The 24,278-nt window shown below is 42.9% G+C and carries 24 protein-coding genes; 18 read left to right on the top strand and 6 right to left on the bottom strand.

Going from position 1 to position 24,278, the window contains the following annotated elements:
- The first annotated feature begins 106 nt into the window (after window positions 1-106).
- Window positions 107-1,768, top strand: a complete 1,662-nt coding sequence (locus tag IEV61_RS04635; RefSeq protein ID WP_229747034.1) for a M1 family metallopeptidase — start codon at window positions 107-109, stop codon at window positions 1,766-1,768.
- 101 nt (window positions 1,769-1,869) lie between these two features.
- Here the strand turns inward: IEV61_RS04635 and IEV61_RS04630 are convergent, their stop codons facing one another.
- Window positions 1,870-2,949 (bottom strand): Ldh family oxidoreductase, encoded by a 1,080-nt coding sequence (locus tag IEV61_RS04630; protein ID WP_188414197.1) that lies wholly within the window; start codon window positions 2,947-2,949, stop codon window positions 1,870-1,872.
- 183 nt (window positions 2,950-3,132) lie between these two features.
- Here IEV61_RS04630 and IEV61_RS04625 point away from each other — a divergent pair, with 183 nt between their 5' ends.
- The 5 genes from IEV61_RS04625 to IEV61_RS04605 all read left to right on the top strand — a co-directional run bounded on the left by IEV61_RS04625 (window position 3,133) and on the right by IEV61_RS04605 (window position 9,736).
- Complete coding sequence (locus tag IEV61_RS04625) at window positions 3,133-3,876, top strand: AAA family ATPase (protein ID WP_188414195.1); 744 nt, start codon at window positions 3,133-3,135, stop codon at window positions 3,874-3,876.
- A 191-nt stretch (window positions 3,877-4,067) separates the two neighbouring features.
- Window positions 4,068-6,563: a M1 family aminopeptidase gene (locus IEV61_RS04620; RefSeq protein WP_229747033.1), complete on the top strand. Its 2,496-nt coding sequence runs from the start codon at window positions 4,068-4,070 to the stop codon at window positions 6,561-6,563.
- Between the two features lie 410 nt (window positions 6,564-6,973).
- Window positions 6,974-8,326 carry a M28 family peptidase gene (locus IEV61_RS04615; RefSeq protein ID WP_188414193.1) on the top strand — a complete coding sequence of 451 codons (1,353 nt, stop codon included), beginning with the start codon at window positions 6,974-6,976 and terminating at the stop codon, window positions 8,324-8,326.
- Window positions 8,327-8,338: 12 nt separating this feature from the next.
- Window positions 8,339-8,902 carry an NUDIX domain-containing protein gene (locus IEV61_RS04610; protein ID WP_188414191.1) on the top strand — a complete coding sequence of 188 codons (564 nt, stop codon included), beginning with the start codon at window positions 8,339-8,341 and terminating at the stop codon, window positions 8,900-8,902.
- 102 nt (window positions 8,903-9,004) lie between these two features.
- Window positions 9,005-9,736 carry a lysophospholipid acyltransferase family protein gene (locus tag IEV61_RS04605; RefSeq protein ID WP_188414189.1) on the top strand — a complete coding sequence of 244 codons (732 nt, stop codon included), beginning with the start codon at window positions 9,005-9,007 and terminating at the stop codon, window positions 9,734-9,736.
- Between the two features lie 127 nt (window positions 9,737-9,863).
- Here the strand turns inward: IEV61_RS04605 and IEV61_RS04600 are convergent, their stop codons facing one another.
- Together IEV61_RS04600 and IEV61_RS04595 are read right to left on the bottom strand one after the other, a co-directional pair.
- Window positions 9,864-10,589 carry a LytR/AlgR family response regulator transcription factor gene (locus IEV61_RS04600; RefSeq protein ID WP_188414187.1) on the bottom strand — a complete coding sequence of 242 codons (726 nt, stop codon included), beginning with the start codon at window positions 10,587-10,589 and terminating at the stop codon, window positions 9,864-9,866.
- Window position 10,590: 1 nt separating this feature from the next.
- The gene (locus IEV61_RS04595) at window positions 10,591-11,604 is read right to left on the bottom strand and encodes a sensor histidine kinase (RefSeq protein WP_188414185.1); all 1,014 of its coding nucleotides are present in this window, start codon (window positions 11,602-11,604) and stop codon (window positions 10,591-10,593) included.
- Between the two features lie 201 nt (window positions 11,605-11,805).
- Between IEV61_RS04595 and IEV61_RS04590 the strand changes: the two genes are divergently transcribed.
- Genes IEV61_RS04590 through IEV61_RS04580 form a run of 3 tightly spaced genes read left to right on the top strand, consistent with a single transcriptional unit; the run spans window position 11,806 to window position 13,712 of the window.
- Window positions 11,806-12,021, top strand: a complete 216-nt coding sequence (locus IEV61_RS04590; RefSeq protein ID WP_188414183.1) for a hypothetical protein — start codon at window positions 11,806-11,808, stop codon at window positions 12,019-12,021.
- Window positions 12,015-12,914 (top strand): ABC transporter ATP-binding protein, encoded by a 900-nt coding sequence (locus IEV61_RS04585; protein ID WP_188414182.1) that lies wholly within the window; start codon window positions 12,015-12,017, stop codon window positions 12,912-12,914. The genes IEV61_RS04590 and IEV61_RS04585 overlap by 7 nt, the downstream gene beginning before the upstream one ends.
- Before the next feature lie 6 nt (window positions 12,915-12,920).
- Window positions 12,921-13,712 (top strand): ABC transporter permease, encoded by a 792-nt coding sequence (locus IEV61_RS04580; RefSeq protein ID WP_188414180.1) that lies wholly within the window; start codon window positions 12,921-12,923, stop codon window positions 13,710-13,712.
- A 500-nt stretch (window positions 13,713-14,212) separates the two neighbouring features.
- Here IEV61_RS04580 and IEV61_RS04575 read toward each other — a convergent pair whose 3' ends face one another.
- Both IEV61_RS04575 and metK read right to left on the bottom strand, forming a co-directional pair.
- A complete protein-coding gene (locus tag IEV61_RS04575) occupies window positions 14,213-15,139 on the bottom strand; it encodes an EamA family transporter (RefSeq protein ID WP_188414178.1) in 927 nt (308 codons plus the stop codon).
- A 78-nt stretch (window positions 15,140-15,217) separates the two neighbouring features.
- Window positions 15,218-16,468 (bottom strand): methionine adenosyltransferase, encoded by a 1,251-nt coding sequence (gene metK / locus IEV61_RS04570; protein ID WP_188414176.1) that lies wholly within the window; start codon window positions 16,466-16,468, stop codon window positions 15,218-15,220.
- 218 nt (window positions 16,469-16,686) lie between these two features.
- On the opposite strand from metK, the gene IEV61_RS04565 reads away from it, so the two are divergent.
- Window positions 16,687-17,574, top strand: a complete 888-nt coding sequence (locus IEV61_RS04565) for a diacylglycerol/lipid kinase family protein (RefSeq protein ID WP_188414174.1) — start codon at window positions 16,687-16,689, stop codon at window positions 17,572-17,574.
- A gap of 6 nt (window positions 17,575-17,580) precedes the next feature.
- A complete protein-coding gene (locus IEV61_RS04560; RefSeq protein ID WP_188414172.1) occupies window positions 17,581-17,925 on the top strand; it encodes a translation initiation factor in 345 nt (114 codons plus the stop codon).
- 426 nt (window positions 17,926-18,351) lie between these two features.
- On the opposite strand, the gene IEV61_RS20570 is transcribed toward IEV61_RS04560, so the two are convergent.
- Complete coding sequence (locus tag IEV61_RS20570) at window positions 18,352-18,513, bottom strand: hypothetical protein (protein ID WP_229747032.1); 162 nt, start codon at window positions 18,511-18,513, stop codon at window positions 18,352-18,354.
- Window positions 18,514-18,520: 7 nt separating this feature from the next.
- On the opposite strand from IEV61_RS20570, the gene IEV61_RS04555 reads away from it, so the two are divergent.
- The 7 genes from IEV61_RS04555 to IEV61_RS04525 all read left to right on the top strand — a co-directional run bounded on the left by IEV61_RS04555 (window position 18,521) and on the right by IEV61_RS04525 (window position 24,233).
- A complete protein-coding gene (locus IEV61_RS04555) occupies window positions 18,521-19,240 on the top strand; it encodes a MotA/TolQ/ExbB proton channel family protein (protein WP_229747047.1) in 720 nt (239 codons plus the stop codon).
- A 94-nt stretch (window positions 19,241-19,334) separates the two neighbouring features.
- Window positions 19,335-19,946 carry an ExbD/TolR family protein gene (locus IEV61_RS04550; protein ID WP_188414168.1) on the top strand — a complete coding sequence of 204 codons (612 nt, stop codon included), beginning with the start codon at window positions 19,335-19,337 and terminating at the stop codon, window positions 19,944-19,946.
- A 4-nt stretch (window positions 19,947-19,950) separates the two neighbouring features.
- Complete coding sequence (locus IEV61_RS04545) at window positions 19,951-20,487, top strand: ExbD/TolR family protein (RefSeq protein ID WP_188414166.1); 537 nt, start codon at window positions 19,951-19,953, stop codon at window positions 20,485-20,487.
- A 38-nt stretch (window positions 20,488-20,525) separates the two neighbouring features.
- Window positions 20,526-21,362: an energy transducer TonB gene (locus IEV61_RS04540; RefSeq protein ID WP_188414164.1), complete on the top strand. Its 837-nt coding sequence runs from the start codon at window positions 20,526-20,528 to the stop codon at window positions 21,360-21,362.
- A 9-nt stretch (window positions 21,363-21,371) separates the two neighbouring features.
- Complete coding sequence (locus IEV61_RS04535) at window positions 21,372-21,596, top strand: hypothetical protein (RefSeq protein WP_188414162.1); 225 nt, start codon at window positions 21,372-21,374, stop codon at window positions 21,594-21,596.
- Window positions 21,593-22,507, top strand: a complete 915-nt coding sequence (locus IEV61_RS04530) for a PstS family phosphate ABC transporter substrate-binding protein (protein WP_188414160.1) — start codon at window positions 21,593-21,595, stop codon at window positions 22,505-22,507. Before IEV61_RS04535 ends, IEV61_RS04530 begins: the two co-directional genes overlap by 4 nt.
- A gap of 25 nt (window positions 22,508-22,532) precedes the next feature.
- Window positions 22,533-24,233: a tetratricopeptide repeat protein gene (locus IEV61_RS04525; protein ID WP_229747031.1), complete on the top strand. Its 1,701-nt coding sequence runs from the start codon at window positions 22,533-22,535 to the stop codon at window positions 24,231-24,233.
- Window positions 24,234-24,278: the final 45 nt, after the last annotated feature.

The raw sequence follows: 24,278 nt of genomic DNA, 5'->3' as shown, positions 1-24,278 counted from the left end.
AGAAACAAGACAAGGTTTAAACCCACGAATTATACAAATGAATACAAAGAGGTGCTTTACTATGCACCTCTTTTTGTTTATTTGTAATACAACACGTGCCAATCAAATGAAATTAAAACACCTCCTCTCCGGAATCATCATAGTCACCTTTTTCAGCACTATTGCATCGGCCCAGTTGATGCAGAAAAAGGAAACCTATACCCGTGCCGATACCCTGCGCGGCATGCTTACCCCGCTGCGCACCTGTTACGATATCAACTACTATCATCTGGATGTGAAGTTCGATCTTGATAAAAAATACATCAGCGGCAGCAACCTGTTTAAGTTTACGGCTAAGCAGAATTTTACCAAGCTGCAGTTTGATCTGTATGCTAATTTAAAGGTTGATAAAGTGGTTTACCAAGGTAAAGATCTGCCTTTTACCCGCGAGTTTAATGCGGTGTTCGTTACCTTTCCCAAGGCTATTGCCAAAGGCAGTAAGGATGAATTTACGGTCTATTATTCAGGAAACCCTACTGTGGCCAAACGTGCTCCATGGGATGGTGGCGTGGTTTTTACTACCGATTCGCTGGGCAAACCCTGGGTAGCTACGGCCTGCCAGGGTGCCGGTGCCAGCATTTGGTGGCCCACTAAAGATCACCAGGCCGATGAGGTAGATAGCGCGCTCATCAGTATTAGTGTACCTGCTGGTTTACAAGATGTATCGAACGGCCGGCTGCGCAAAACCACCACCCTTCCCGATGGCTATACCCGGTTCGATTGGTTTGTGAGCAACCCCATTAACAACTACGATATTGCCGCCAATATTGGTAATTATACCCATATGGAAGATAGTTACGATGGCGAAAAAGGCAAGCTATCCATAGATTACTGGGTGCTTACTTACAACGCAGAAAAAGCCAAAGCACAGTTTGGGCGCGATGTTAAACGCATGCTCAAAGCCTTTGAAAACTGGTTTGGCCCGTACCCCTGGTATGAGGATGGCTATAAACTGGTAGAAACCCCGCACTTGGGCATGGAGCACCAAAGCGCCGTAGCTTATGGTAATAAATACAAGAACGGTTACCTGGGGCGCGATCTTTCGGGCACCGGTTTAGGTTTAACCTGGGATTTTATTATCGTGCATGAAAGCGGCCACGAGTGGTTTGGCAATAATATTACCTCTAAGGATATTGCCGATATGTGGATCCATGAAAGCTTTACTAATTATTCCGAATCGCTTTTTATTGAAACGTATAGCAACAAACAAGCGGGGCTTGAGTATATACAAGGCCTCCGTAAAATCATCAGGAATGATGAACCTATCATAGGCCCTTACAATGTGAACAAAGAAGGCTCGGGCGATATGTACCCCAAGGGGGCCAACATGCTTAGCATCGTGCGCACCATTATTAATGATGATGCCAAGTGGCGCAGTATTTTACGCGGTTTAAACCAAACGTTTTACCACCAAACGGTAACTACGCCGCAAATTGTAAACTACATTAACAAGCAAGCCGGTATCAACTTTACGCCTATTTTTGACCAATACCTGCGCTATACCCAAATACCCCAACTCGACCTTAAATTTGAAAATGGTAAAGTATACGCCAAATGGACAGCCGATGTAAAGGGCTTTACCATGCCCATTAAAATGCGTAAAAAAGACGGTGAGTATTACTTCATCAAAGTTACGTCGGACTATGCACCTGTTGCTTTGCCCGGCTTAACCAAAGAAAATTTAGAGGTTGATACTTTTGAATATTACATTAAAGTTAAAATGGAGTAGGGCTTACTCCATTTTAAATGTTGACAACGTCGATATTCGGAAATAAGTTCCCTCCCCTCGGGAGGGTAGGGAGGGGTTCGCCGCCACGGACAGGCAGCTAATTACAATCGTTCTATGCCAAAACGTACGGCCAGCAGGTTCAAATCATCTATCACGGCTTGTACCAGTGGTATGCCGTTTACCTGCCGGTCTAATTCTGCGGCCAGTTCGGGCTCGCCGGGTATGATCACTTTTTGATCGGGGTCAACTGTTTGGGCGGCTTTGAAGCGTGCAATCCAGTTGTCTAAATTGTCTTTAAATTCATCTACAGGTCTAAAGCCATCTACCCGCATGGCACCCACAAAGTGGCCTATACCTTGTCCGGGCGGGTTGGCCGAAGGCTCCATAAAAGCTACAAATGGCGGCACCCATGGGCCATAGTTAGCACCCGATAATACGCCCGATAAAATATCTACCGTAGCACTCAATCCAAAACCTTTATGGCTGCCATGCTCGCGGTCGCTGCCCAGGGGCAGCAGGGAGCCGCCTGTTTTAAGAGCGTGTGGGTCGGTGGTGTAATTGCCGTTGGCATCCTGTATCCAGCCTTCGGGCACAGGTTTGCCCAAGCGTTGGGCTATTTCCAATTTACCGTTAGCTGCAGCCGAGGTAGCCATATCTACAATAACCGGTGGATATTTGCCTGCCGGGAAAGCGTAGCACATAGGGTTGGTGCCCAGCATACGTTCGTTGGCAAAGGTGGGCGCCACCAGCGGACTGGCGTTGGTCATGGCAAAACCTATCATGTCTTTTTCAACAGCCATCAAAGCATGGTAACCCGCAATGCCAAAGTGGTTGGAGTTTTTAATAGCCACCCAGCCCGAACCATAGGTTTCGGCTTTTGCCATGGCCACCTGCATGGCAAAAGGGGCCACCACGAGGCCCAAACCGGCATCGCCGTCTACAGTGGCCGTGGTAGCAGTTTCATGCACCACGCGGATGTTGGGTGTAGGGTTTATGCGTTGCTTTTCCCACAAACGCACATAGCCGCTCAAACGCGCTACACCATGCGAGTCTATGCCCCGCAGGTCCGACTTTAACAAAACATCGGCAGCCAGTGCCGCGTGTTCTGCCGAACAGCCCATCGCCAAAAAAATATCCCGGGTAAAAGTGCGTAGCGAGGTTTCGGCGAAGATGTTTTGCATAGTGCTGCAAAGCTACAGCATTAGCAGGTGCCAAGCAATGGGAACGCGCAGTGCATGATGGGTAGATTACCGATTGCTATCACGCCGAAACCTCGCAGACGAAAAAGCAATTCAAATGCAAAAAATGATTAACTTTCTGCCATCAAAAGGCAGCCGGTAGCCTAATTAAAACAACTAAAAAACATGATCTCGAGGGGAATACTTCAGGATATTTCTTTTAACCAGGGCGATGCCGACCTTGGCAGTTATCCTTTTTCGTTGCCTTTCATTAAACACCTAAACAAGCTTAAAATAGGTGCCGAAGTTACTTTCTTTGTAGGCAGCAACGGTACCGGGAAATCCACCTTGTTAGAAGCTATTGCCGTTGCATCCGGTTTTAATCCCGAAGGTGGCAGCATCAACTTTAATTTTAATACCCGCGCTTCGCATTCGCCCCTGCATAAACACATCCGCACCTCGCGCGGCATTGAGCGGCACAAAGACGGGTTTTTCTTGAGAAGTGAAAGTTTCTTTAATTTGGGAACCGAAATTGAGCGCCTGGATAAAGAACCGGGCGGACCGCGCATTATCGACTCGTATGGCGGCAAATCCCTACACGAGCAATCGCACGGCCAATCGTTTTGGGCACTATTTAAACACCGGTTTCAAGGTAATGGCTTCTATATTTTAGATGAGCCCGAAGCCGCACTTTCGGTAGAGCGGCAAATGGCCATGCTGGTGCGTATGCGCGAGCTGGTGCTTACTAACTCACAATTTATTATCGCTACACATTCACCCTTATTGCTGGCCTATCCGGGTGCCTTAATTTACGAGTTTAGCACGCAAGGTATAAAGCAATGCAGCTACCAGCAAACCCTGTTGTATCAGCAATACAGCACCTTTTTTAAAGATCCGGCGTTAATTGTAAAGCAATTGCTGAACCGTTAACACAAGCCCGTAAAGTGCCGCAAAATGTTACCTTTGTGCTAAGAAGCTGTTTACAAAAAGCTTGTCATCTCGAACGATAGTGAGAGATCTTGTTTAACAATGCAAGATTTCTCGTTACCACTCGAAAGAACAGTTGGAAGAATGTAATGGCGTATGATTATAATTAAGAACTATTTTATTACTAAGCTCATATGTTGATAAACAAACCTAAGGCATTATTATGGGTTGCCCTGTGCATGGCGGCTATTAATGCGCCCGCTTTGGCACAAACCACTGCGCCTGCGCCGCCCGAAAACCCTAACCTGAAAATTTACCGCGCCACGCCCGAAAAGATCAACGATTTGGTACACACCAAGCTCGATGTGCGTTTTGATTATAAAAAACGCTTTATGTACGGTAAGGAGTGGGTTACGTTAAAGCCGCACGCTTACAAAACAGATTCGTTGCGTTTGGATGCTAAGGGAATGGATATTAAAACCATTGCCGTAGTAAAGGCCGGAAAAAATACGCCGCTGAAATTTACTTACGATAGCCTTTCGCTCAACATTAAGCTGGATAAGGTTTACAATCCCGGCGAAAACTATATCGTTTACATCGACTATACCTCCAAGCCCGATCAGCTAAAAGTGCAAGGCAGTATGGCTATTAGCGATGCCAAGGGTTTATATTTTATTAACCCCGATAGCACCGTAAAAGGCAAACCGGTACAGATCTGGACACAGGGCGAAACCGAAAGCTCATCGGCCTGGTTTCCAACTATTGATAAGCCAAGCCAGAAAACTACCGAAGAGATTTACATGACGGTGCCATCCAAGTACGTTACCCTGAGTAACGGTAAACTGGTATCGCAAAAAAGTAATGGTAACGGCACCCGTACTGATTACTGGAAAATGGATCTGCCGCATTCGCCTTATTTATTCATGATGGCTGTGGGCGATTTCAAGATCACTAAAGACGTTTGGAAAGGTAAAGAAGTAAGCTATTACCTAGAACCTAAATATGCTCCTTATGCTAAAAATATTTTTGGTTACACGCCCGAAGTAATTGAGTTTTACTCCAAAACCTTAGGGGTAGATTACCCGTGGAACAAGTACGCACAAATTGTAGTACGCGATTACGTGAGCGGTGCTATGGAAAATACCAGTGCCACCCTGCATGGCGATTATGTGCAAGGTACTCCACGCCAGTTATTAGACCGTTATTACAATACTGCACAAGGTGAAAGCACAGTAGTGCACGAGCTGTTTCACCAGTGGTTTGGCGATTATGTAACCGCCGAAAGCTGGAGCAACCTGACCGTGAACGAATCGTTCGCTGATTTTAGCGAAACCCTTTGGGCCGAGCACAAATACGGTAAAGACGAAGGCGATGCCCATATTAACGGCGACCGTAGGTCATACTTAAATGCCCCTGATGCTGCCACCAAAAACCTGGTTCGTTTCTATTATAATGACAAGGAAGACATGTTTGATGTTGTGACCTACCAAAAAGGTGGTTCTATATTATATATGCTGCGCAACTATTTGGGTAACGAAGCTTTTTATAAAGGCCTGAATATTTACCTCAAAACCAATGCCCTTAAAAATGGTGAAGCGCAGCAATTGCGTTTAGCTTTAGAAGAGGCAAGCGGTAAAGACCTCAACTGGTTCTTTAACCAATGGTACTACAACGCCGGTCACCCTATTTTAAATATTACTTACGGTTGGGATGCTGCTAACAAAACCCAATCGGTTTATGTGCAGCAAACTCAGGCAGGCAATGCCTTTACCTTGCCAATAGCGGTCGATTTGTATGTAGGGGGTAAGAAAACCCGCCAGCAGGTATGGTTGCGCACCAAGTCAGACACGCTTACGTTCAAGGTAGCTGCCAAGCCCGAACTGGTAAACGTAGATGCCGAAAAAATGCTGTTAGCTAAAAAGACAGATACTAAAACCGGTGATGAGTTTGCTTACCAGTATGCTAATGCACCATTGTACCTGGATAGGTTAGAGGCGGTAACCTGGGCACGCAACCAGGCATCAAGCGATGCCAATGGCCGCAAGATTATTGTTGCTGCGTTAAAAGACAAGTACTACGGTATACGCATTGAAGCCATCAAAGCCCTGAAATTAAGCAACGATGATGTGCGCAACGCTGCACAACCTATCCTGGTTTCAATGGCCCAAACCGATCCTAACAACCTGGTGAAAGCAGCAGCCTTAAACGCTTTAGGTGGGTTGAAAGCCTCGGGCAATACTACTTTGTTCAAACAAGCACTGGGTAGCCAGTCGTACGCCGTACAATCGGCCGCGCTTAACGGTTTAGCCGCTTTAGACCCTGCTGCCAGTTTAACTATGGCTAAAGGTCTGGAAAAAGATAGTGAAGGCGATTTGTCTCAATCTATCCTGAATATTTATGCTGCCAATGGCACCGACGCTGAGTGGCCATACGTAAACCAAAAGTTTGAGGAAGCCGATGCGCAAGGCAAATTTTCTGTAATGCGCAACTACGCCGCTTACATTGGCCGTTTGCAAAGTTCGGCTTATGCACTGCAAGGTATTGAGCAGATCAAGGCAACAGGCGTACGTTACAAGCAATATGGCGTAGCCCCTGCGTTGGTTACCATTTTAGAAGGTATAAAAACCCAACGAGCTAAAGACGAAGCTTCGGTAAAAGCCGCAGATGCCGCCATTGCCGCATTGAAGTAAGCTTACCGTATATAACATTATAATAGGTCGCCCCAAAAGGGCGGCCTTTTTTACGCTCCGAAAAAAGAGATCTTATAATTCCCTCCCACGGGGGGGGGGTGCGGCCGGCTCGAGTTTTGGGAGGGAGGGGTCTAATAAACTTTTGAAAATCTTTTAACCAGTTTTCACCGGTCTTGAAAAGTCTTCGATATGACCCCAAACCCCGAAAATCAAAGCCTAATTTTTCCCATCTACTTTTTTGAGGAAATATGAAGTTTTTTGTAATTATTGGAGGAGTTTCGGTAATTATATGAACTTTTGAAAAGCCCAAAATGGCATTTTACAGGTAATATTTTTAAGTAAAAATCTTGTTTCGCAAAGTGTACTTGTTGGGGCTAAACAGTATCTTGCTATGATAAATACCCCGTTTCATGAAATTTAAACTTTTACTTCCCTTGTTGTTTGTTGTGCCTGCTGCCATGGCGCAAACCACGGTTAAACAAGATGCCGCCATTAAGCAAATGGATAACGAGGTGTCTTCTCAAAATATAGAAGCTATTGTGCGTAAGTTGGTTACCTTCAAAACCCGCCACACCCTGAGCGATACCACCAGTAAAACCACCGGTATAGGTGCCGCCCGCAACTGGATCAAAGCCGAAATGGAACGCTATGCCGCCGCCTCTAACGGCCGCATGAAAGTAGAATTTGACACCTTTACTCAACCCGCAGGTGGCCGCATAGGCAAACCCACAGTACTGAAAAACGTGCTGGCCATCCTCAAAGGCGCCGACCCAACCGATACCCGAATCTACATGGTATCAGGCCATTATGATTCACGGGTAAATGATATAAAAGATTCATCTTCAGTGGCTCCAGGTGCAGTGGATGATGCTTCAGGTACCGCCGTATCTATGGAACTGGCCCGGGTGATGGCTAAACGTTCATTCCCGGCAACTATTATATTTATGACCGTAGTAGGCGAGGAGCAGGGCTTAAACGGCTCTACCAACGTAGCCAAACGTGCCAAAGCCGAAAAATGGAACGTAGATGCCATGCTCAATAATGATATTGTAGGTAACACCTACGGCATGGAAAACGGACTTAAAAACAACAGCACTATACGCGTATTCAGCGAAGGGGTGCCCTCTACGGCTGCCGGTGATGCACGCGCTATTAACAGCCTGATAGGAAATGGCGGTGAAAATGATAGTCCGTCGCGCCAGTTAGCGCGTTATGTAAAAGAGATTGGCGAGCGTTATGTGGACCACCTGGATGTGAAAATGATCTATCGGCGCGACCGCTTTTTGCGTGGAGGGGATCAAACACCTTTTCTGCAAAATGGGTTTACCGCAGTGCGCTTTACCGAGATGAACGAAGATTTTAACCGTCAGCATCAAAACGTGCGCAAGGAAAAGGGCGTTGATTATGGCGATATGCCCGATTTTGCCGATTACGATTACATTCAAAAAGTAGCGAGGATGAACTTATCGGTGCTGGCCAACCTGGCCATGGCACCAGCACAGCCTCAAAATGTGGGTGTAAGCACCAGTGGCTTAACCAATAAAACTACACTGAAGTGGGAAGCTCCCAAAGCAGGCAAACAACCGGCAGGCTACTACATTTTAATGCGCGAAACCATTAACCCCTATTGGGAAAAGAAGATATTTGTAACCGGTACTGAGTTTACTTCAGAATATTCGAAAGATAATTATTTCTTTGCGGTACAGGCTGTGGACGCCGATGGCCATGAGAGCCTGGCCGTTTACCCCAAGCCGGTAAGATAAAGAGGATATATTATGGTAAATAATTCGGAAGAAAATCCCTGGCAAATAACCTCTCAAGAAGAAGTATACAGTAATCCATGGATCAGCCTTATTCATCACGAGGTGATCAATCCATCGGGCAATCCCGGTATTTATGGTAAGATTCATTATAAAAACCGGGCTATAGGTGTTTTACCGCTCGATAAGGATATGAACACTTACCTGGTGGGCCAATACCGTTTTGTGCTTAACCAGTATAGCTGGGAAATGCCCGAGGGTGGTGCGCCGTTGGGTACCGATCCTTTGGATAGTGCCAAACGCGAGCTTTTGGAAGAAACCGGCTTAAAAGCCCACCGCTGGACCGAACTTAACCGCATCCACCTTTCCAATTCGGTAGGGGATGAATATGGCAGCGTTTATTTAGCCCAGGATTTGGAACAGTTTGAAGCCGAGCCCGAAGAAACCGAACAACTCATCATCAAAAAACTTCCTTTCAGTGAGGTATACCGCATGGTATGCAATAGCGAAATTACCGATTCATTAACGGTAGCTGCCGTTTTGAGAGTGCAGCTAATGATCATGGAAGGTAAACTTTAACTTAGGTATTAGGTACAGAATATAGAATCGGGAATATAGATTTGTTTAATCTGTACTCTTGATTCTCTACTCTTTACTCCAAAATATTACCTTTGTAGTTTAATGAAAAAGTTTTTCGGATACATTCTTTCGGCCATTCATTATCCTGCGTTTGGGTTACTTCTCTTGATATTTCAACCCATACAGTGGGTTTGCTATACGGCTTTTGGCTATGCCGCACACAAAAGATCGGTAGATATTTTAAATTACTTTCTTACTAAAACTTACTATTTGTTGGGTAACCGTGTTACATTTACCAACAAACAAAACCTGCCCATAGGCCGCCCTATCATCTTTATTTGCAACCACCAAAGCATGTACGATGTGCCGCCGCTTATTTATTACTTGCGCAAGTACCATGCTAAATTCATCTCCAAAATAGAGCTGACCAAAGGTATTCTTTCTATTTCCTATAATTTAAAAGTAGGCGGTGGTGCCAACATAGACCGCAAAGATCCGCGTCAATCAATTACCGAACTGGTTAAGTTTGGTACCCGTATGAAGGATAACAATTGGTCGGCCGTAATATTTCCGGAAGGCACACGATCTAAAGACGGGCATGTAAAACCCTTTCAATCGGCAGGGGTGGCTACTATACTTAAGAAATGCCCCAATGCTTTGTTGGTGCCCATTGCTATTAACAATGCTTGGAAAATGGTGCAACATGGCATTTACCCGCTTGGCCCGTTTGAGCATTTAACCTTTGAAGTGCTTACCCCTATTGAACCTAACGGCCGCACTGCAGATGTATTAGTTAAGGAAGCCGAGGAGGCGATCCGAAAAAGAACACCCTAACACCCTTAAAGGGGAAGCAAAAGATCCAAGAGACAAGAGCCACGAAACAAGAGTATTTTGAGCCGTTTATCTAAGTTCTTGCTTCTTGGCTCTTGTGTCTATCCTCCCCCTTTAGGGGGGCTGGGGCTTATATGTTCTTCTCCTCTACCATCTTAAAGAAATCGTCGCGGTAGGTATCTCCGATTGGAATCACTTTATCGCCTATAAAAATACGGCTGCGCTCAATGCTGTCAATTTTGTTAACGGCCACAATGTAGGAGCGATGCACCCTGATGAAGTGGCGCTCGGGCAAAGCATCTTCTACTTTTTTCATGTTTTGTAGCGTAATAATACGCTCGGCCGGTGTAAATATGGAGATGTAATCTTTCAACCCCTCAATAAAAAGGATGTCTTTAAGATATACCTTTTGTATTTTATGCTCGGTTTTAACAAAAATAAAATCGTTAGAGAAGTCTGATTGTGGTTGCTGTTCCTCTTTTTCTACAGGCTTATTGGCCGGGAACATGGTAGCCTGTACCTTTTGCGCAGCTTTGTAAAAACGGTCGAAGGCAATAGGTTTAAGCAGGTAATCGGTAGCATCAAGTTCATACCCCTGCAAAGCGTATTGAGGGTATGCGGTGGTTAATATAACTCTGGCCTTGCCGTTGGATATCCGTAAAAATTGAATGCCGGTAAGCTCGGGCATCTGTACATCTAAAAAAACAAGGTCAATACCGCCGTCCTGCACCAATGTAAGTGCTTCAATGGCGCTGGTGGTGGCTTTTACCAGCTGTAAAAACGGAATTTTTGATATGTAGTCCTCTACCACATGTAAAGCCAAAGGCTCATCATCAACTACCAGACATCGTATCATGCTATAAAATTAATGATAATTCGCAAGTATAGGTATCAACCGTATCATTAATAATTAAATGATATTGGTTAGGATATAATAATTTTAATCGGCGCTTAACATTGTTTAGGCCTATGCCGCCGGCAGCATCGCGGTTGTGCAAGTGTTTGCGGTTGTGCATGTAAAAATGCAGGTGACCATCGTCGACCGTAATTTTAAGTTGTATTGGCGATGCGGCATCATTAGCTACACCATGTTTAAAGGCATTCTCAATAAAAGATATAAGCAGCAACGGCACAATACGCTGGTTGGTAATTATTCCCTCTACCTGAAAATTAACGTATGAATTATCGCCAAAACGAATCTTTTGCAGATCTATAAAGTTTTGAAGGTACTGTAACTCATTGGCCAGGTCAACCTTATTATCGTTACATTCATACAGCATGTAACGCATAATTTCCGATAGCTTTAAGATAGCCTCGGGCGTGTTTTCGGCACGCTGATAAGCCAGCGAATAAATACTGTTAAGCGAATTGAACAGAAAATGCGGATTAATTTGCGACTTGAGCAAGGCCAATTCGGCGGTAAGGCGCTGGTTTTCCAAATCGCGCTGTATACGCTCGTTTAAAAACCAGTCTACTGTAAAGCGTAAAATTATACTTAACAGTATAAATATTAAGCTGGTAAATATGGTACTTACAAAGTAAGAGGCAAAACTTATCGTATTGCCGTTGCGGCTGGTTAATATATGCTGATGAAAAAGCAGTCCCAGTCCGTATTTAAGAAACCCGAAAAGTATAACGGTGATAAGTACTACAAATATGTACTTACCATAAATCTTTTTATCGAGGTAGCGGGGTATAAGCTTGAGGTAGTTCAGGTAAAACAAACCAATGTTGATCAACCCGTATCCGGCAAAAGTGACCGCCAGGTCGGTAGCGGTCATTTTGGTATTATTATGCGCAACAAATACAAAAAAGGAAATGATGCTAACCCAAAAAAACGTATGCCAAAATATTTGCCAGCTTTTTTTCATTTCTCCTAATATAAACGTTGCAACTCACTTTATGCGGCAAATTATATGCACCCCGTAATTTTACCGATAAACAGGTTATAATTATCGATGAACGGTTTAATAGGGTAAAATACCCGTTCATCTATAATTCCGGTCAGTTGGTCTAATTAAATTTATGGTGACATTCTTTTGACTTTACTTTGTATCATCAAATCAGTCACAATGAAAAAGTTTACATCAAACCTTAACCCTTTTATATTATTATTAATCCCTGTATTTTTTGCAGTGATCTTGGGCGTAAGCTACCAATTTGAGCAAGCTAAACACTTCGCCGAAAATAATAGCGTTGCCAGTGTTGAACAAACCACCTCTTTGTTCTCAAAAGGTGTACATTTAGTAAAATTTGTTTGTTCAGTATCTAAAGATCAATTATGGTAATTCAAACGCAGGATCTTAACTTTTACTTCGGCAACCAGCTGGTGGTTAAGTCGCTTAACCTACAGGTGCCCGAGGGGAGTATATACGGTTTTTTAGGTCCTAACGGTGCCGGTAAAACCACCACTATAAAAATGCTGCTCAACCTGTTAAAAATACAGGAAGGCAGTATAAATATATTCGGGCAAGAGCTGCAAAGCAACCGTATTAAGATACTGTCGCAAATAGGTTCGCTTATTGAGCAGCCTGCTATCTATACCCACTTAACCGGTAAAGAAAATCTCATTAATCGTGCACGCTTGCTGCAAATGCCTACCAGCCGTGCCGATGATATGCTGAAGCTGGTGCATTTGAACGATGCCGCCCATAAAAAAGCAGGTGCTTATTCACTGGGTATGAAACAACGCCTGGGTATAGCCCTGGCGCTGCTGGCCGATCCTAAACTATTGATTCTGGATGAACCTACCAATGGGTTAGATCCTAACGGGATTATTGAAGTTAGGGAACTGTTGGTAAAACTGGTTAAAGAGCAGAATAAAACAGTTTTTGTAAGCAGCCACTTACTGGCCGAAATTGAGCGCATGGCTACGCATGTAGGCATCATTAACCACGGTTCTATGTTATTTCAGGGTAGTATTAAGGATCTCGAGGATATAAGTCAACCTATGGTACAGGTAGAAACCGACAACACGGTTGATGCTGCCAATTTCCTGAAAAAAGGCGGGTATGAGGTTACTAACGTTACCGACAACTTTTTAACACTGCCTTATGCCTCTAAAGAGGTTACCGCTGCCATTAATGCTGGTTTACATGAAAACGGACACAAGGTGTACAGCATTGGCAAAGTACAAAAAGATCTGGAACAACTGTTTTTGAACATCACTAAAGAAGCCTAACCCACAATGAAAGGATTTTTACTCTCTCTGCAATCAGAATTTTATAAAAGCCGCAAAACACTGGGTTTCTGGAGTGCTATACTTTTGCCTTTGATCTTGATGTTGCTGGTAAGCTTTGGCTTCTTTATGAAAGCCGATAAGCTGGCTATGCTGCCTCCAGTAGCTATATGGGCACAGTTTGCCGGTATTCCCATTGGTATTATGGGGTCGTTGTTGTTACCTATGTTTATTGTATTTATTGCCTACTCGGTAAATAGCATTGAGCATAAATCAGACACGTGGAAAACCTTGTTCACCTTACCTATACCCAAATGGAGTATTTACACCGCTAAATTTTTATACGCGGTATTGCTGATACTGATAAGCTTGATGCTGTTTGCCACATTTACCTGGGCTTTCGGTAACCTGTTGGGAGCCATTCAGCCAAAACTGAAATTTAGTGGCTACCATATGGAAAAGGAGCTTTTCCAGATATATTTCAAACTATTTATGGCCTCCATGGGCATTTTGTCGCTGCAATTTATCATGAGCCTTTTGTGGAAGGATTTTTTGAAGCCTATGGGTATTGGCTTTGTAGGCGTTATTGTAGGTGTAATATTAGTTACCTCCGCCAGATGGGAATATGCTTATACATTTCCATACTCGCAACCACTGTTAGCTGTTATGGGCATGAGTAAGAAGATGAAAAATTCTACAAGTTTAGATTTATTTACCAACGATGTATTGTTCAGCTTAGGTACCGCCGTTGTGATCTTCTTTATCGGATATTTTATTGTAGAGCGCAAAAGCATAAAATAGCAACACCTTAACCATATCATATATTGAATTAAGAGATGCCTTTGGGTGTCTCTTTTTTTATTTTGCTGGGGGATTGACTTAGGATATGAAAACTTTTTGTGCTTTAAATTCCCTCCTTGGGGAGAGTGCGGCTGGAAAGTGTAGTGGCAAGGTGGGGTTTGACATCCATGGTTGATGAACCGTTTCATTAAACCCCTCCCTGCCCTCCCTAGGGAGGGAATTGAAAAAATACAATATAAAAAAGTTGAGTTATGCTATGATCCTTCAAATGGTCAAAAGAAGCGAGGGCCTGCCAGCGCACCCGGCCGGGAGTGGGCCTTGTGGGCAAAGGCAGGGATTGCGCTGGATAGGCCTTTTGGTTACTTTGTGGCTATGACAAAGTAACAGCCTCTGCGGCAATTGAGCAGACGAAGTGAGTTTACAAGCATAAGCCGAAGTTCAAAACGCACTAACTCAGGGAAATAGGAGCAACGTTCGAAATGACAAGATAAATGCAAGCATTATTCAACCTTACTCTTCCTATATCCCGGCACATTAACCAGCAAAATCCCAATCAATATCACGGTCAAACCAATAAACTGACCGCTATAAAACTTTTCATCGGCTAATGCCCAGCCTAAAAATACGGCTACAACCGGGTTAACATAGGTGTAGGTGCTAATTAACGCAGGGGCAACGTGACCCAGCAGCCAGATATAAGCCAGGTAAGCCACCAACGAGCCGAACGTGATCAAAAAGATAAGCCCCAGCCATGCGTTTAGCGGCACATGGGTAAAACTATAACCCGAATACTCGCCCGCAACCAAAGCCACCAGTGCGCTAAATATGCTGGCTGCTATCAGTTGAATGCTGCTGTTCATAATAACGCTGCTGCTGCCTTTACTCTTCTTGGTAATTAACGAACCAACCACCCAAAGCATAGCACCAATTTGTACCCCTATCATGGCAATAACATTCATCGTAGAAGTTTTGCTGGCTTCTTCATGGCCCAATTTCATAAACAGAAAAATACCCAAAAAACCGATAAGTAAACCTGTAATGATGTATTTCTCTGAAAAATATTGTCGCCAGTTGGCTTTATCCAGTATCAGGAACCATAAGGGCTGGGCTGCAATTAAAACCGCAACTTGTCCCGAGGTGATGTATTGCTCGGCCCAGGCTACCATGCCGGTACCGCCTACCAGCATGAGTATACCACTTATAGCTTGCAGGTTCATCAGTTTAATTGGAGGGAAAGCTTCCCGTTTAATTTTGCAGTAAGCCAGCATAAGTATACCTGCTACAATGTAGCGTAAGGCTACTAAAATGAAAGGCGGAAAGCCGGCAAGCCCAAAGCGTACGGCCAAATAAGTTGATCCCCAAATAAAATATACAGCTATAAACGCCAATATAACGAGCAAGCGGGGTGGTGGGGCAGGAGCAGACATAATTAGTGAGCAGGTTAAAATAAAAAGAGCGGCAGATACTATCTGTCGCTCTTTTCAATGCATTAGCGTATCAAATGATTACAAGCCAAAAGCCTGCTTTACTTTTTCAACGTAGTCTAATTTTTCCCAGGTAAACAGTTCCACTTCCTTGGTTACTTCGCGGCCTTCGGGGCTGACAAAAGTTTTGGTAACGGTTTGGCTTGGCTTACCAAAGTGACCGTAAGCGGCAGTTTCGCTATAAATAGGGTTACGCAGTTTAAAGCGGGTTTCAATAGCGTATGGGCGCATATCAAACAATTCTTCTACTTTGCGGGCAATGTCTCCATCGTGCAGATCAACTTTGGCGGTACCATAAGTATTGATATAAATACCCATAGGTTGTGCCACGCCAATTGCGTAAGACACCTGTACCAACACCTCATTGCAAACACCGGCCGCTACCAGGTTTTTGGCAATGTGGCGGGTAGCATAAGCAGCAGAGCGGTCTACTTTTGACGGGTCTTTACCCGAAAATGCGCCACCACCGTGCGCACCTTTACCACCGTAAGTATCCACAATAATTTTACGGCCTGTTAAACCGGTATCGCCATGCGGACCACCAATTACAAATTTACCGGTTGGATTGATGTGGTAAGTGATATCATCGTTAAAGAAGTGGGCATATTTAGGGTAACGTGCCTTAACACGCGGAATTAAAAAGCCAATAATATCCTCACGAATTTTAGCCAGCATAGCTTCATCCTCATCAAAATCATCATGCTGGGTAGAAATTACAATGGCATCAATACGTTGCGGCTGGTTGTTATCATCATATTCCAGTGTAACCTGCGATTTCGCATCCGGGCGAAGGTATTTAATATCTGTACCTTCGCGACGAACGGCAGCCAGCTCAATTAATAAAGCGTGGGCAATATCTAAAGCCAGGGGCATGTAGTTATCGGTTTCAACTGTAGCATAGCCAAACATCATACCCTGGTCACCTGCACCTTGCTCTTCGCGGTCTTGCTTGTCAACCCCCTGGTTAATATCGGGAGATTGCTCGTGAATAGCCGATAGTACACCGCAAGAACTACCATCAAACATATACTCGCCTTTGGTATAACCAATACGGTTTATAACATCGCGGGCAATTTTTTGAACGTCTAAATACGCTTTTGATTTTACTTCTCCGGCTAAGATAACTTGTCCGGTGGTTACCAGCGTTTCGCAGGCCACTTTCGAATCGGCATCAAAGGCTAAAAAATTATCAATGAGTGCATCCGATATCTGGTCGGCTACTTTATCCGGATGTCCTTCTGATACGGACTCTGAAGTGAATAAATACGGCATAATATTTTCTATATATAATATAAATGTAATTGAAAAAAGCAGCTGAAACGAAGAGATTGCGGTAAAAAAGAAGAGTTGGTTTTAGCACTTTTTTACGTGGTTGCAATCCGACTGCTTAACGCAGTTTTATCAAATCAGTCCACCTTCAGTGGGCAAAAGTAAAACAATTTTACAAAAGCCGAAAATAGGGTTACTTTTGATGCCGAAAATAAAAGTAGTTGAAAAGGAAAGCTTTATTTATTATAAACCCCATTGCGGGCGGTAAAAGCAAGGAACATGTGCCCCAGCTTATACAGCAGCATTTGGATAAAGCTACGGTTGAGCATACTATTGTTTTTACAGAAGAAGCCGGGCATGCCCATTGGCTGGCTAAAGAAGCCGCTAAAACATATCAAAGCATTATAGCTGTTGGTGGCGATGGCACTGTAAACGAAGTGGCATCGGCAGTAGTGGGTACGCAAGCCGCCTTGGGTATACTTCCATTTGGTTCGGGCAACGGCTTGTCGAGGTTTTTAAGTATACCTATGGATACTGCTAAGGCCATTCAAAATATTAATGATAATAATATTGAATTGATAGATGCCGGGCAAATGGACGGGCAGTGGTTTTTTAACATGGCCGGTATGGGCTTTGATGCTCATATAAGCCAGGTTTTTGCACAAAAGACAAAAAGAGGCTTTATTACCTACTTTAAATCGGCATTGCAGGAAATCATTAGCTATAAATCGCAAAGCTACCATATGGAAATTGACGGTAAGCAATATGACCGCGATGCGTTTATGTTAAGCTTTGCCAATTCGTCGCAATATGGCAACAATGCACATGTATCGCCGCAGGCCTCTGTACAGGATGGTTTGCTGGATGTATGCGTAATCAAACCTTTCCCCTTATACCGTTTCCCGGAGATGGGCTTGCGGATGTTCACCAAAACGGCCGATAAATCGAGTTTTGTAGAGATCATACGGGGTAAAAAGATACAAATTAAACGTAAAGCCGCAGGTCCTGCACATATTGACGGCGAGCCGCAAACTATAGGTGCTACTGCCGAAATAAAGGTGGTACCGCTATCGTTAAAAGTTATTGTAGGCCGCCAGTACAGCCGGTAAAAAGCCATGTCGAAAAAAAACAAGAACAGCAACGGTGGAATGATCTACTCTACCAACCCCGATTTTGAACTGGATAACAATTCAACAGAAGGCACTGTAACTCCTCCGCCGCAACAGCAAAACCTCAAAATATACTTAGACCGTAAGGGCGGCAGTAAGCTGGTTACCCGTTTAACCGGTTTTGCCGGTGCCGAAGCCGATCTGGATGAACTGGGCAAGAAGCTAAAGACCAAATGCGGCGTAGGTGGTTCGGTAAAAGATTATGAAATATTGATACAAGGCGATTTCAGAGACAAAATTCTCACTCTACTACAAACGGATGGCTACAAAGCCAAGAAAGCCGGCGGCTAAATCCCATTTTTATTGTTTACAACATATTTATAATGCTCGTCATCAAGCCTATTTTGGCCCTGAGGCATGTTTCTATAAAATTATTGCAAACTTTTTATAAAATCAGCGCTTGCTTTATCATTAACAACAGCAAATACACGTATATTAGGCAATCAATTAAAATGATAATAGCGCTTTAAGCAGGCACATATCATTTTAGTTACACATTTTTAATAAGCATTGCTTGTTATTATTAAAAAAAATGGCTTTCATTGCAAAAAAATGTTTGTGTAACATAATATATGTCACTGATTACGTTAAGTAGTATATTGCAGAAAATTACATACCTAATAATCTGACATTAAATAATTGTAAAGAATAACATTTTGACTAAATTTATATTCATAAAATTATAAATTTGTTATTCGTTGTAACTCGTATATTTAATTAACTAAATAGATAAACAAAAACTAAAACTAAATTTAAAGTAATGGCAACCGCACCATCAAAACCAACTACCCCTGTTAAAAACGAAAGCTCAGGCAACTCAGGCGCTTTCGCTTCATTAGTAATTCCAATTTGTTTCGTAATCGCAATATTGATTTTCATGTTTGTTTTGGGAGATCCAAGCCATTACAAAGGTGGTGATGTAGAAAAAGGCGCTCCTGTAGATTACTTCGGTACTGTACATAAAGGTGGTGTTATCGTACCCGTGTTAATGACCATGTTCCTGATGCTGATCGTTTTCTCTATCGAGCGTTTTGTAGTTATTGGCAAAGCCTCTGGTACAGGTAACGTTGATGCTTTCGTTAGAAAGATCAATGCTTTCTTAAACCAAGGTAACATCGACGCTGCAAACACTGAGTGCGACAAACAAAAAGGTTCTGTAGCTAACGTTATCAAATCGGGTCTGAAAAAATACCGCGAAATGGAAATTGAGCCAAACCTGGATGTTGATCAAAAAACTTTAGCTATCCAAAAAGATATTGAAGAAGCAACTGCATTGGAAATGCCAATGTTAGAGCAAAACTTAACCATCATCGCTACTTTAGTATCTATTGGTACGTTAATGGGTCTGTTAGGTACTGTAACAGGTATGATCAAGGCCTTCCAGTCATTAGGTGATTCTGGTGCATCAAGCTCATCTGAGTTAGCAACCGGTATTTCTGAGGCGTTAATTAACACTGCACTAGGTATCAGTACTTCGGCTTTATCAATTATCATGTACAACTTCTTTACATCAAAAATTGATAAACTGACTTACGCTATTGACGAAACAGGTTTCAGCATTGTACAAACATTTGCTGCTTCACACAAAAATAAAGATAAATACTAAACGTTGGTTTTATAGATACTGCTTCGCTGCTGCAAGTAGCGGAGCAGTTGATAATTAACCAGTTATAGTATTGATTTTTAAAAGATAAAGCAAAATGCCAAGAATTAAAGTTCCAAGAAAGAGTACAGCAATTGACATGACCGCCATGTGCGACGTGGCTTTCCTTTTGCTTACCTTCTTTATATTAACGGCCAAGCCCAAGGTAGAAGATCCGGTTGCTGTTGATATGCCGAAATCGGCAACTGAGCAAACTTTGCCTGAATCAGGAGTTGCCATTTTAACTGTTGGTAAAGGAAAGGTTTTCTTTACCATAGATGGTCCTGAAAACCGCAAACAAACTTTGCTGCAAATGGGTACCAAATATAGTATCGGTTTCACGCCAAGTGAGGTTAAGCAATTTCAGAATCTGGATAACGTAGGTGTTCCTATTCAACAGCTTAAGCAATACCTGGCTATGGATTCCGAGCAACGCAAAGCTGTTATTACTGCCGGTAAAGGTATTCCTACCGATTCGGTAAGTAACGAATTGTATAACTGGGTACACGAAGCACGTGTAGTAGAAAAAAACTTAACCAACAAAGAATTATTGTTTTCTATTAAAGGCGACAGTAATGAAGAGTATCCTACTATGCAGCGTATTATAGCCATATTGCAAAAGCAAAAAGTAAATAAGTTTAGTTTAATTACTACATTAAGAGGAAAATAATAAAATGGCAGAATTAGATACCTCCGGCGGGGGTGGAAAAAAAGGCGGGAAGGTTAGAAGTAAGAAGCAAAGTACACGTGTTGATTTAACAGCAATGGTGGATCTGGCTTTCTTATTGGTAACATTCTTTATGCTTACTACCACCCTGAACAAGCCCAAAGCAATGGACTTGGCCATGCCGGACAAAGATGATAAGAATACACAGGAGCCAATTGCTGCTTCGCGTACAATGACCGTTTTATTAGGTAGCGGTAACAAACTGGAATGGTTTGTTGGCGAGCCTGGTAAAACTCCTCCAACCGTTGGCGATTACAGCAAAGGTGATAAAGGTATACGTAAGGTTTTAATAGATCAATCGCAAAGAGTTAAATCAACAACTGGTAAAACTATGTTTGTAATTGTTAAGCCGAGTGAAAAATCAGTTTACAAAAACGTGGTTGACGTGCTTGACGAATTACATATTACCGATAACATGGCCTTTGCCATAGTTGATATATCGCCGGTTGAAATTGACCTCCTGAAACGAGACAATCTATTTTAAGAACCACACTTTGTTAAACGTTAAAAACTAAAAAAGCCATGGCTATATTAGGATCAAAATTAGACATATTAAAAACAGAGTGGATTGATGTTGTTTTTAATGATAGGAACAAAGCCTATGGCGCTTACCAGTTACGTAAAAATAACGCGCGTAACACTATAGTAGCTTTGGTTATTACAGCGGTGCTGTTCGTCTTCGCAGTTTCGTTGCCAACTATCATTAACAAGATCAAAGGATTGATTCCTCCTCCGCAAGAGAAGGTTAAAATTCAGGAAGTGGTATTAACACCTCCGCCACCCATTAACAAGAGCGAACCACCTCCGCCACCTCCGCCAACTGCTGAGCCTCAAAAGCCAAAGATTGACCAGGTGAAGTTCCCTCCTCCGATAGTAAAACCGGATGAGCAAGTACGTGAGAAAGATCCACCAACACAGGAAGATCTGAAAGTGGCTGACCCAGGTCAGAAAGATATTAAAGGTGACCCTACACAAACCGTTCGTATTGACGAGCCTGTTGGTAACGCTCCGGTTAGCGCCGCGGTAGTAGAATCAAACCCTAACGAGATCTTTACTTCGGTTGAGCAATTACCGGCCTTTAACGGTGACTTTAACAAGTATCTGTCAAAATCGGTAAGATACCCGGCTGTAGCACAAGAGAACGGTGTACAAGGGCGTGTTAACGTAACGTTCGTAGTAGAGCGCGACGGTAGCTTAACCGATGTTAAAGTGGTTGGACGTACTTTTGGTTCAGGCTTGGAAGAAGAAGCTATCCGTGTGGTAAAATCTTCACCAAAATGGACGCCGGGCCGTCAAAATGGTAGATCTGTACGTGTACAATACACGGTACCTATCGTATTTACATTGAATGATCAATAAGTTATTTGAATGTTAAATTCAGATTTTAATAAACAAAAATCGCCCAAAAGGCGGTTTTTGTTTATTTTAGGAGCAGCCCTATTTATAGGGATATTTATTTTAGGTGTGCTTATCATGTTTTGGAAAGCACTGCCTTTGAACCTGAGCGATACGCAACGCTATACTTTTGGCGGTTTGTTCATCGCTTATGGAATACTGCGTTTTACCCGTATCATGAAAACAGAGATACCATGAGTAACAGTTTGAAAATAATTGCAGGATGTATGGTTGTGATGGTTGCATTTGTAATGTGCAACCGTAAATCGGGTAAGTTAAAGGAAAACGACACCGCTATATCGGGTAAAGCTTTCTTAATGGCCGATGAATCTTTCAAGCCCATACTTGAGGAAGAGCAATATGTTTTCAAGTCACTCTATCCTGATACAAAGCCCGAACTATTATTCAAACCTGAATCTGAGGTAATTAAATTATTGCTGAGCGACAGCATTCGTACTGCAATTCTGTCACGCGAATTGAATGCAGAAGAGGTCGCTTCACTTACCAGCCGTACCCTGCCGCCAGAAACTACGCCCTTTGCACACGATGCTATTGCTATTATAGTGAATGAGCGCTCAAACGATACTTTAATTACAGTAAACGAGTTAAAACAGGTGTTGAACGGAAAACTAATGACGGATAAGAACGTTGTTTTTGATAACCCTAATTCAAGTTTGGTAAGGTATTTGAAGGAATTATCGGGTAGTAAAGAGTTGAAGCAAAAAAATATTTATGCTTTAAATAACAACAAAGACGTTATTACTTATGTTAGTGAAAATCCGAATGCTATTGGCATAGTAGGGTTTAACTGGCTAAATGAGCCTGATGATGATTATGCTGCAGCGGCCGCAAAAGTTAAGATTGTTGCAGTGAAAGGTAGCGATCGTGACAAAGCGTCGACACAGTATTTTAAACCATCGCAGATAACATTGGCTCTAAAACAGTATCCGCTTAGTCGCAACTTGTATTATATAAATTGCACGGGCAGAGAAGGCTTAGCCACAGCCTTCGCCGATTTTTTGCACAGCGACCGTGGGCAAAGAATCATACTAAAATCTGGTTTATTACCGGATTCTATCCCTTCGAGGGAAATTAATATTGTTAAATAATTAAGTTAAACTATAAAATTGAGCCATGAAGAATATGAGCAGTAAAATTGTAGGGGTAGCCACTGGCCTGGTATTTATAGGTTCATCAGTTTTTGCGCAGAGTCTTGCCGACGCCAAGAAAGCTATTGACGCCGAACAATATCAGAAAGCTAAGTCGATGCTTAAAAACTTGACAGCTACACAGTCTACTAAAGATGAAAATTTCTTTTACCTGGGTTGGGTATATTTAGAACAAGAATATGTTGATAGTGCCAAAGCCACTTTTACAAAAGGTTTGGCCGCTAACCCAAAATCGGCATTAAACTATGCAGGTTTAGGTGCTGTAGCACTTGCTAACAAAGATCAAGCCGGTGCGCAAACCAATTTTAACCAGGCTTTAAGTTTAGCTGGTAAAGACAGCAAGCCTTATCAGTATGTTGGTGAAAGCTACCTTTTAGGTGATAAACCTGATGGTGCCGCGGCTGTAGCTGTGTTAACCAAAGGTGTTGCTGTTAATGCTAAAGATCCTGATCTTTATGTTTCTTTGGGCGATGCTTACCGTTCACAGTTAAAGAATACTGAAGCGGTTACTGCATACCAAAACGCGTTGAATTTAAACCCTAAACTGGCAGCTGCCAAGGTTTCTACCGGTGTGGTATGGCGCCAGGCTAATAACTGGGAAGAGTCGGAAAAGGAATTTAAAGATGCGTTAGCTATCGATCCTAATTTTGGTCCTGCTTACCGTGAGTGGGCCGAAACCGATATCCGCTGGGCGCAAAAGGTTCCTGCTCAGGCGTCAGCTAAAGTGAACGAAGCTGTTGAGCAATACCGTAAATTTTTAAGCTTGACCGATAACTCTGTAGAGTCGCGTTTACGCTATGCCGACTTTTTATACCAGGCAGGTAAATTTAAAGAATTGCAAGAGGAAGCTACTGCATTATCTAAAATGCCAAACGCTAACTTAAGAGCTTATCGCTATTTAGGTTACGCAGGATATGAAAATGCAGATTATACTACCGCTAATACTGCTTTGAATACTTGGTTAACTAAAGCTGACCCTAAGCGAGTAATTCCTTATGATTATTATTATTTAGGCCGTATACAGTTAAAAGCTAAAGATACCACTGCTGCACTGCAAACTTTTGAGAAAACAGTTCAGTTAGATACCACCATGGGCGATTTATATGCCGATATAGCTAAAATCTACTACGCTAAACGTCAATTTGTGAAGGCAGGTGATAACTATGCTCAATACGTTTCTAAATCGAACAAGGCTACTTTGAACGATTACTTCTCTGAAGGTTTTAGCTACTACTTTGCTTATGGCGATCAACTGTCGAGCAAAGCAACACCTAAGCCTGTAGCAGATACCATGTTATTGGTTAAAGCAGACTCTGCTTTCTCACACATCCAATCAAAGTTAACCACGCCTAACACCATGGTTACTTTATATCGCGCAAGATTGTATGATTTGAAAGAAAAGGACCGTAACAACATTGTAGGTTATGCCAAACCATTCTATGAAAAACTGATTGAGTATACTACTGCTAAGCCAACCCCAACGGAGGCTGATAAGAAAAACTTAGCCGAAGCTTATGCTTACTTAGGTGCTTATGCCGAGTATAAAGAGAAAGATGCTGCTAAAGCATCCGAAAATTATACCAAAGCCCGTGAAGCCGATCCAACCAACAGGCCGGCGCTCGATTACTTTAAACGTAAAGGTGGTGCAGCCGCAAAAGGCAAGTAATAACCACTCGCTTAATAACAACAGGCCGCAATAATATGCGGCCTT

This window comes from Mucilaginibacter galii, from assembly GCF_014635825.1.
In the GTDB taxonomy this organism is placed as follows: domain Bacteria; phylum Bacteroidota; class Bacteroidia; order Sphingobacteriales; family Sphingobacteriaceae; genus Mucilaginibacter; species Mucilaginibacter galii.
This window is presented reverse-complemented; position numbering and strand designations above follow the sequence as displayed.

Excerpts from the sequence above, each read along its gene's own strand:
- IEV61_RS04635 (WP_229747034.1), top strand. The coding sequence starts at position 107 with ATGAAATTAAAACACCTCCTCTCCGGAATCATCATAGTCACCTTTTTC.
- IEV61_RS04630 (WP_188414197.1), bottom strand. The coding sequence starts at position 2,949 with ATGCAAAACATCTTCGCCGAAACCTCGCTACGCACTTTTACCCGGGAT.
- IEV61_RS04625 (WP_188414195.1), top strand. The coding sequence starts at position 3,133 with ATGATCTCGAGGGGAATACTTCAGGATATTTCTTTTAACCAGGGCGAT.
- IEV61_RS04620 (WP_229747033.1), top strand. The coding sequence starts at position 4,068 with ATGTTGATAAACAAACCTAAGGCATTATTATGGGTTGCCCTGTGCATG.
- IEV61_RS04615 (WP_188414193.1), top strand. The coding sequence starts at position 6,974 with ATGAAATTTAAACTTTTACTTCCCTTGTTGTTTGTTGTGCCTGCTGCC.
- IEV61_RS04610 (WP_188414191.1), top strand. The coding sequence starts at position 8,339 with ATGGTAAATAATTCGGAAGAAAATCCCTGGCAAATAACCTCTCAAGAA.
- IEV61_RS04605 (WP_188414189.1), top strand. The coding sequence starts at position 9,005 with ATGAAAAAGTTTTTCGGATACATTCTTTCGGCCATTCATTATCCTGCG.
- IEV61_RS04600 (WP_188414187.1), bottom strand. The coding sequence starts at position 10,589 with ATGATACGATGTCTGGTAGTTGATGATGAGCCTTTGGCTTTACATGTG.
- IEV61_RS04595 (WP_188414185.1), bottom strand. The coding sequence starts at position 11,604 with ATGAAAAAAAGCTGGCAAATATTTTGGCATACGTTTTTTTGGGTTAGC.
- IEV61_RS04590 (WP_188414183.1), top strand. The coding sequence starts at position 11,806 with ATGAAAAAGTTTACATCAAACCTTAACCCTTTTATATTATTATTAATC.
- IEV61_RS04585 (WP_188414182.1), top strand. The coding sequence starts at position 12,015 with ATGGTAATTCAAACGCAGGATCTTAACTTTTACTTCGGCAACCAGCTG.
- IEV61_RS04580 (WP_188414180.1), top strand. The coding sequence starts at position 12,921 with ATGAAAGGATTTTTACTCTCTCTGCAATCAGAATTTTATAAAAGCCGC.
- IEV61_RS04575 (WP_188414178.1), bottom strand. The coding sequence starts at position 15,139 with ATGTCTGCTCCTGCCCCACCACCCCGCTTGCTCGTTATATTGGCGTTT.
- metK (WP_188414176.1), bottom strand. The coding sequence starts at position 16,468 with ATGCCGTATTTATTCACTTCAGAGTCCGTATCAGAAGGACATCCGGAT.
- IEV61_RS04560 (WP_188414172.1), top strand. The coding sequence starts at position 17,581 with ATGTCGAAAAAAAACAAGAACAGCAACGGTGGAATGATCTACTCTACC.
- IEV61_RS20570 (WP_229747032.1), bottom strand. The coding sequence starts at position 18,513 with ATGAAAATCAATATTGCGATTACGAAACAAATTGGAATTACTAATGAA.
- IEV61_RS04550 (WP_188414168.1), top strand. The coding sequence starts at position 19,335 with ATGCCAAGAATTAAAGTTCCAAGAAAGAGTACAGCAATTGACATGACC.
- IEV61_RS04545 (WP_188414166.1), top strand. The coding sequence starts at position 19,951 with ATGGCAGAATTAGATACCTCCGGCGGGGGTGGAAAAAAAGGCGGGAAG.
- IEV61_RS04540 (WP_188414164.1), top strand. The coding sequence starts at position 20,526 with ATGGCTATATTAGGATCAAAATTAGACATATTAAAAACAGAGTGGATT.
- IEV61_RS04535 (WP_188414162.1), top strand. The coding sequence starts at position 21,372 with ATGTTAAATTCAGATTTTAATAAACAAAAATCGCCCAAAAGGCGGTTT.
- IEV61_RS04530 (WP_188414160.1), top strand. The coding sequence starts at position 21,593 with ATGAGTAACAGTTTGAAAATAATTGCAGGATGTATGGTTGTGATGGTT.
- IEV61_RS04525 (WP_229747031.1), top strand. The coding sequence starts at position 22,533 with ATGAAGAATATGAGCAGTAAAATTGTAGGGGTAGCCACTGGCCTGGTA.